The organism is Nodosilinea sp. P-1105, from assembly GCF_012911975.1.
GTDB lineage: Bacteria > Cyanobacteriota > Cyanobacteriia > Phormidesmidales > Phormidesmidaceae > Nodosilinea.
Genome location: NZ_SMDQ01000117.1, coordinates 1 through 7,071, shown reverse-complemented (window position 1 = coordinate 7,071; position 7,071 = coordinate 1). Strand labels below are relative to the sequence as shown.

Sequence of the window (7,071 nt, the reverse complement as noted above, 5' to 3'; positions counted from 1 at the left end):
GGGAGGTGGGGGAGGTGGGGGAGGTGGGGGAAGTGGGGGAAGTGGGGGAGACCTGCTGGAGGTCAGCCAGGAGGGTGGAGGTGTCGGGGGCCAGGAAGGTGAGCCGGTGCTGGAAAGGGGTGCGCCCGGCGTTGAGGGTGTAGCCAATATCCCCCAGATCCTGGTCTGGGGTGAGAGACTGGGCCAGGGTCTGGGCGTAGGTGGCCAGACCCTGGGGGGAGCGGGCCGATAGGCAGACCAGATGCAGGGGGCGATCGCAGGGGCGCTGGGGGGCGATCGCGGGTACCGCCTGCAGGGCCACATGGGCATTGGTGCCGCCAAAGCCAAAGGAGCTGACCCCAGCGATGGTCATGGGGTCAGCCATGGCCCAGGGTTCCGGCTGCTGCTGCACCTGCAAGGGTAATTGGTCAAAGGGAATGTAGGGGTTAGGGGTATGGAAGTGGAGACTGGGGACCAGGGTGCGGTGGTGTAGGCACAGAGCCACTTTTATTAAGCTGGCGATGCCGGCCGCCGCCTCGGTGTGGCCGATGTTGCTTTTCACCGACCCCAAGCGCACTGGCTGGTCGGGTTGCCGGTAGGGGCGGAACACATTTCCCAGGGCGTTGGCTTCGATCGGGTCCCCCAGTAGGGTACCGGTGCCGTGGGCTTCGATGTAGTCCACCTGGTCTAGGGCAATACCCCCTTGGGCATAGGCGGCTTTGACCACCGCTTGCTGGGCCGCCGGATTGGGGGCCGTGAGGCCGTTAGTACGGCCATCCTGATTGGTGGCACTGCCGCGCAGTAACGCATAAATGCGATCGCCATCGGCCAGGGCCTGCCCCAGGGGCTTCAGCACCACCGTACCCACCCCCTCCGAGCGCACAAAGCCATTGGCCTCGGCATCAAAGGCCTTACAGCGGCCATCGGGGGACAGGGCCGTCAGCTTACTAAAGCCGACGGTAACACTGGGGGTGAGTATCAGGTTAACCCCTCCGGCCAGGGCCAGCTGAGCCTCCCCATTCCACAGGCTCTGGCAGGCCAAATGCACCGCCACCAGAGACGATGAACAGGCAGTATCTACCGTCAGGCTCGGCCCCTGGAGATTAAGCAGATAAGAGACCCGATTCGCCACCATAGTGGAGGCCAGACCAGTGGTGGTGTAGGTACCCACCGCTTCAGTCCCCTGCAACAGCAGCTGACCATAGTCCAGGGTGGAGGCCCCCGCAAACACTCCCACCGGCTGACCATTCAGGGTCTGGGGCACAATGGCGGCGTCTTCCAGAGCGGCCCAGACGGTTTCTAGAAACAGCCGTTGCTGGGGGTCAATGGCTGGAGCCTCCCGGGGGGCAATGCCAAAAAAGGCGGGGTCGAACTGGTCTACCCCATCCAAAAAGCCCCCCCAGGGGCAGTAGGTTTTGCCCCTGGCCCCTGGATCGGCATCGTAAAAGGCATCGGCATCCCAGCGATCGGCAGGCACCCGTCGAATGGCGTCCTGCCCTTCCAGCAGTAAACGCCAATAGGCCTGGAGATTTGGCGCCCCCGGAAAACGACAGGCCATACCAACAATGGCAATGGGTTCCGGTAGCCCTCGTTTTCGCTGTAGCTTTAGCTCTAACAGCAGCCGTTTCGCTGGGGAAAGGCTGCTAATTCGCCTTGCGAGATCCTCCACAGGCTAACTCCCACACTCCATTAATAATAAGCTTGACGGCTGAGCAGATTCCGCACCTCTGCATCAGACAATAGTTCTAATTCCCTAACCAGCTGCTCCAATTCCCCAGGATCCACTTTCCCAGAGCTCACAGCATCTTCCTGGGGCAAGGCTTCTGGATCTTGCCCCAGGGCCGAGGCTAGATAGACCGACAGGGCCTCGATGGTGGGATATTCATAAGCCAGGGTAGGGGATAGGGAAATGCCCAGGGCCGTTTCCAAGGCCTGAGCCAGTTCCACCGCCGCTAGAGAATCCAGGCCATAGTCAGCCAGGGGCTGGCGAATATCCAGGGTTGACTTGGGGACGTTCAGGGTTTGGGCCAGCCAGGTCACCATCCAATCGGCGATCGCCGCTGGTGTATCTAAGCCTACCCCCAGGGACACCGCCCCACCCAACTCCCGGCCCCCTTGCTCTACCGCCGCTACCTCCCCATCTTCCCCATCTCCCCCATCTCCCCCAACCCCCCAATCCGCCGCCGTCATCGCCCACTCATACACCACCTCAAACTCTCCGGCCAAAAACATCGACCGACACAGATGCCGCTGCACCTTGCCGCTAGAGGTTTTGGGCATGGCGTTGGGTTTCAGCAGCACAATCGCCCCCACCGGCAAGTCGTGGGCAGCGGCAATGGCGCGACGCAGAGCCATCACCACCGCCTCAGGATCGGCATTGCGCAGGGCGGTGCGCTCCAACTCATGCACAATCACCAGGTGCTCGGTATCCGCCCCCGCCACCGAGAAAGCCGCCCCACCCCCTGGGCGTAGGGAGGCATGGGCCTGTTCGGCGGTGGCTTCAATGTCCTGGGGATAGTGGTTGCGGCCTCGAATAATAATCAGATCCTTCAGCCGCCCGGTGACGTACAGGTCATCCCCCCTAAAAAAGCCCAGGTCGCCAGTGCGCAGGAACGAGCCAGATTCCCCATCCGCCAGGGTGGCCTGGAAGGTGGCCTGGGTGGCATCATCCCGTCGCCAGTAACCCTGGGCTATGCTGCGGGACTGGCGCACCCAAATTTCACCGATGGTGTTGGGGGGGCAGAGTTGGTGGCTGTCTGGGTTCACAATGCAAACCTGGTCGGGGATGGCCGGTTGGCCACAGCCCACGATGGGACGAGCGGCATCGGCATCGCTGGGGGCCACCGGGGTGACCCGGTTGTTTTGTAGGTCACTGGCCTTGAGGGTAAGGTGTTGGGGCTCTGGGTGGGCCGAGTCGCCTGTGACCAGCAGGGTGGTTTCGGCCATGCCATAGCAGGGGTAAAAGGCACCGGGCTGGAAACCACAAGGGGCAAAGGCCTCGGCAAACTGGGCCAGGGTGGCCTGCTGAATCGGTTCGGCCCCGGTAAAGGCCAGTTGCCAACGGCTGAGGTCGAGGGTTTGGCGCTGCTCTGGGGTGGTTTTTTGCACACAGAGGTCGTAGGCGAAGTTGGGACCACCACTGGTGGTGGCCCGATAGTGGGAAATCGCCTCTAGCCAGCGCAGGGGCCGCTGTAAAAACGCTACGGGGGGCATTAGGGTCATTTCAGCGCCCACATACAGAGGTTGCAAAATGCCGCCCACCAGGCCCATGTCGTGGTAGGGGGGCAGCCAGGACACACCACGACTGTCGGCAGTGTTGCCAAAGCAGCGGCTAATCAATTCAGAATTGTGTAGCAGGTTGTCGTGGCTGATCATTACCCCTTTGGGCAGGGCGGTGGAGCCAGAGGTGTACTGCAACAGGGCCAGGGTGCGGGCCTGGATAGCTGGGGGTTGCCACTGCTGGGCCAACTCAGGCTGCAAGCCGTCGGTACTGAGGCAGTAGAGCGATCGCAGGCCTACCGATTCCCCCAGTCGTCGCTCTAGCTTTTGTAGGGTGGGGCTGTCGGTGAGGGCGACGGTGGCCCCCGCATCCTGCACCATGGCTTCGATCCGATCGAGGGAGCGGTTGGGGCGGGGTGGATAGGCGGGTACGGCGATCGCCCCGGCATACAAACAACCAAAGAAAGCGGCAATATAGTCGAGCCCGGCCGGGTACAGCAATAGCACTGGTTGCTCCTGACAGCCCAGGTCTCGCAGCAGCACCGCGATCGCCCGAGCCCGCTGCTGGAACTGCCCATAGGTAATGACCTCGGCGGTGTTGGGGGTACCGTCGAGCAAGAACCGATAGAGGGTGCGATCAGGGGTCTGCTGAGTACGCCAGTCGAGCAGGTCCACAAAGGTCGACAGCTGAGGTGCCCGCTCTAGCACCGGCTGCGTCAATTCTCGATTTACCATAACCCCAGCCTTACCCGATGCCCCACAGTGCCGTCACCAGCCCTATGGCCTACCGACCGTGGCCCTAAGCGCCATCGCCAAGCATCCAATCTAGCCGGAAGATTATTCAAAGACAGTAAACTCGATCTTGGCTCAATCGGCACCATAGCCAGACTATTGCATCGGCGAAACAGCGGTAAACCCAGGCAGCCATCCCCAGAAAAAGGCAGGACTGCCTAAGCGCATTCTAGAATACCAATAGAGGGAACTCATTACCTAGGATTAACCGGGGGGGAGGTGGTAGGTGATAGGTGGTAGGTGACAGGTGTTAGGTGTCGGGGATGATTGGTTGACTTATGCCGCAGGGTCATGAGGACCAGGGCGGCATTTTAGCAGCTTTCGTAGGGTGGGCAGTGCCCACCACTCGGTAGAAAGTTTCCTGGAAGTCATCTTAGTAGTCTATCGAGTGAACGATAACGGGTGACGAGGTTAACGGTCTACGGCTTGCGGCTCAAGGCCATCTGTGAACCGTGGACCATGAACCGCGAACCGTGAACCCCAGGTTGCAGATTCCGCTGTCACTCAGGTTGGCTAGGTACTAGAACAGCAATTGACCCAACCCTCCAATGGACAAACTCGATAAGGGGGCCGGTACCATCTCACCCCGAAAGTCGAGTAACTGCACCAGCACCAGATAGCCAATGGCTAGCAGCAGGGAAATCACACCGGTAATCACCGCAACAAGTTTGGAACGATCCATAAGATACAGAGTAGGGCTGTGGTCAGGCGCGATCGCGCTTCATCCAGCTTAGAGCCTGTTGTCAATGTTGTGTTTCACCACTGGGGGATCGCTGTCCCGACCAAAGGGCGATCGCCCCATTCCGTATTATCCAGGCGACGGCGATAGGTCCCCTGGGGTAGGGGGCGGGGCGCTGGCGTAAAGCACCTCCAGATCGGGCGCTTCGGTGCAATAAAAGTGCACCCAAATGTAAGCCTGCTGGAACAGGGCCAGGGCCAGGGCGGCGCGGGACTGACTCCACAGCGCAATCGTCCACAACAGCAGCGGTCCGAACGTGTACATGGCGTTGCCGCTGTAGCGAAAGGCCCCCTGGTTGACCAAGGGCATGGTCCAGTAACGGGCACGAAAGTGGTCGCCCCCTACCGCCCGCGCCAGGCCAAAGTAGCGAAACACCGACCAGAGGGTGTAGAGAGCAGGCACCAACAGTAATGTCCCCAGGGCGATCGCCACGCCGGTTGGTAGCTCCAGGGTGCCCGGTGCGCTACGGGCCACAGCAATAGTCATGACCATCCGGGCCACCAGTAAGGGAAAGAAAAGCACCATCCACACCGCTAAATCGGCCCGGCCCAGGAGCCGACTGACGGTGCCAAAGCAGAGCTGCGATCGCCACACTAGCCACACCAGCACCTGGTGGATGACCACAGCGGCGATTAGGCCGTAAGCCCAGGGGCGATCGCCCACCCCCAGCCAGCTTCCGCCGGTCAACCCCGGCTCTGCCAGGGCCATGGCTCCCGGTACCAGCACCAGCACCAGCAGCAGGTGCTGCCACTGCCCATGGAAGAAGTACTGCCAGGACAATCGACGATTGATCTCCTTCAGCTCGTTCATCGCCGGTACCTCCGAGGGAAAGGTTGTCTAGAACGCCGTTACAGATCCCAGCGGTTAACGAACAGCATTGCTCTTCGATAGAGCAAGAAGAAACCTTGTAAGGGCGTTTCCTGGGGCTGGTGGGCAGAGCCCACCCTACAATCGAAGCATTGTTTTCTTAGGAGGGTTCTAACCTGGAATGTCCACAATTAATGGCCAGCCAGCCCAAGAACCCTGGGATCTTGGCATACTATTATGAGGAGCATAGCGTTGATAACGCTTAACTTCTTCAGACAGGTTGGGCACAGATTGCCACTCGCCCAGCTCAACCGACGCTAAAATCGCCGCTTCTTCAGCATCCAAAGATTTCATACTCACTTTTTAGTGCTTTCGCCAGAGCAGTCAGTAATCCTAGCTCTCAAAGAGAGACCGCGCCAACCGAGATTGCCGAATGGCTTTGCCAGAAAACGTTCTGAGTTTAGCCAATACTCACCTCCAGCCGGGTGGTAAATACCTCTGACCTTAGGCGAGAAGCGATTTCTGACGGGTCGGCAGCTTCAAAAAAAAGCTCGATGGCCTCAATTAAATTTGTCCTGGCTTCCTCGACGGTGTCACCTTGGCTGGCAATATCCAATTCTGGACATAGCGCTACATAACCCTCATCTTCTCGCTCAATCAAGGCTGTAAATTGCTGAATTCGCTTCATGAAGTGTCTCCTTCTTTTTCCTGAATAGTGTGTCCCGTAGGGTGCATTAGCGCAGCAATGCACCGCAGAGAATTTATGCCAAGAGCGATTTTATGAGGTGGTGTAAGTAGGTAGGCTCAATTATCTTGTAGACGGGTTTCGACTTCGCTCAACCCTCAAACCCTTGCCGGACAAAGAATCTAGCTGACTGAGCGGAGTCGTTCACGTGAGCGTCTCCTTTCGGGAGAAAATTAGCGGCGGGTGTGATGTTTGATTAGCCCAGGCTACTTATTGCGGCTCTAAGGGCAAGGTCTTGGAGCATGTGGCCTGAGTTGATGAGCCGTGAATGCACCCTACGCACCCCAATTGTATCGCCCCCATCTACCCATCCACCCATCTACCCATCCACTCCCCTAGGCCCCTCCAACGGCATGGCGGCAAACCGCTCCAGCACCAGGCGGTGAATGAACCGATAGCGACCGCCCACCCGCTGTAACAGCAGGCGATCGGTGCAGTGGTTGAGGAATCGGGCATAGTTCCAGGGAATAGCGTGGGTGCGGTAAAGAATGAAGCGGAGGGTGAAGTGCTTAACACAGGCTTCGCTACTGTCATAGATACTGGCCCAAATTAGAATTACAGATGCTGCAGCTATGACATTGAAAATAAGTTCCGCCTCCAAGATATTTCCAAGTAGGTAAGGTAGGCCAATTCGGCTCTTCCGGTCTGGTTATGCTGCTTTAAACGGAAATACCCACGGCAACAAACCTCTTAACTTGAAATTGTCGAAATTAGAAAAGCCATAACCCAATCGCTTAATCAACTTAAGCTTATTATTTATTCCCTCTACAACTCCATTCGTTATTCTCAA

General features: G+C 58.6%; 8 protein-coding genes. All 8 read right to left on the bottom strand.

The window, feature by feature from the left end; genetic code table 11:
- A partial coding sequence (locus E1H13_RS25785; RefSeq protein WP_347404224.1) for a beta-ketoacyl synthase N-terminal-like domain-containing protein occupies positions 1 to 1,648 on the bottom strand: 1,648 nt, incomplete at its 3' end.
- Between the two features lie 20 nt (positions 1,649 to 1,668).
- Positions 1,669 to 3,933, bottom strand: a complete 2,265-nt coding sequence (locus E1H13_RS25780; protein WP_169617831.1) for an AMP-binding protein — start codon at positions 3,931 to 3,933, stop codon at positions 1,669 to 1,671.
- A gap of 577 nt (positions 3,934 to 4,510) precedes the next feature.
- Positions 4,511 to 4,672 carry a hypothetical protein gene (locus E1H13_RS25775; protein WP_169617830.1) on the bottom strand — a complete coding sequence of 54 codons (162 nt, stop codon included), beginning with the start codon at positions 4,670 to 4,672 and terminating at the stop codon, positions 4,511 to 4,513.
- 126 nt (positions 4,673 to 4,798) lie between these two features.
- On the bottom strand, positions 4,799 to 5,539 hold the full coding sequence (locus tag E1H13_RS25770; protein WP_169617829.1) for a methyltransferase: 741 nt from the start codon (positions 5,537 to 5,539) through the stop codon (positions 4,799 to 4,801).
- Positions 5,540 to 5,707: 168 nt separating this feature from the next.
- A complete protein-coding gene (locus E1H13_RS25765; protein WP_169617828.1) occupies positions 5,708 to 5,890 on the bottom strand; it encodes a hypothetical protein in 183 nt (60 codons plus the stop codon).
- Between the two features lie 106 nt (positions 5,891 to 5,996).
- Positions 5,997 to 6,224, bottom strand: coding sequence for a type II toxin-antitoxin system HicB family antitoxin (locus E1H13_RS27555; protein ID WP_240966863.1), 228 nt, complete (start codon positions 6,222 to 6,224; stop codon positions 5,997 to 5,999).
- 376 nt (positions 6,225 to 6,600) lie between these two features.
- A complete protein-coding gene (locus tag E1H13_RS25755) occupies positions 6,601 to 6,882 on the bottom strand; it encodes a hypothetical protein (protein ID WP_169617827.1) in 282 nt (93 codons plus the stop codon).
- Positions 6,883 to 6,930: 48 nt separating this feature from the next.
- Positions 6,931 to 7,071 (bottom strand): transposase (locus E1H13_RS25750; RefSeq protein ID WP_206070380.1); only part of this gene is annotated, 141 nt, incomplete at its 5' end.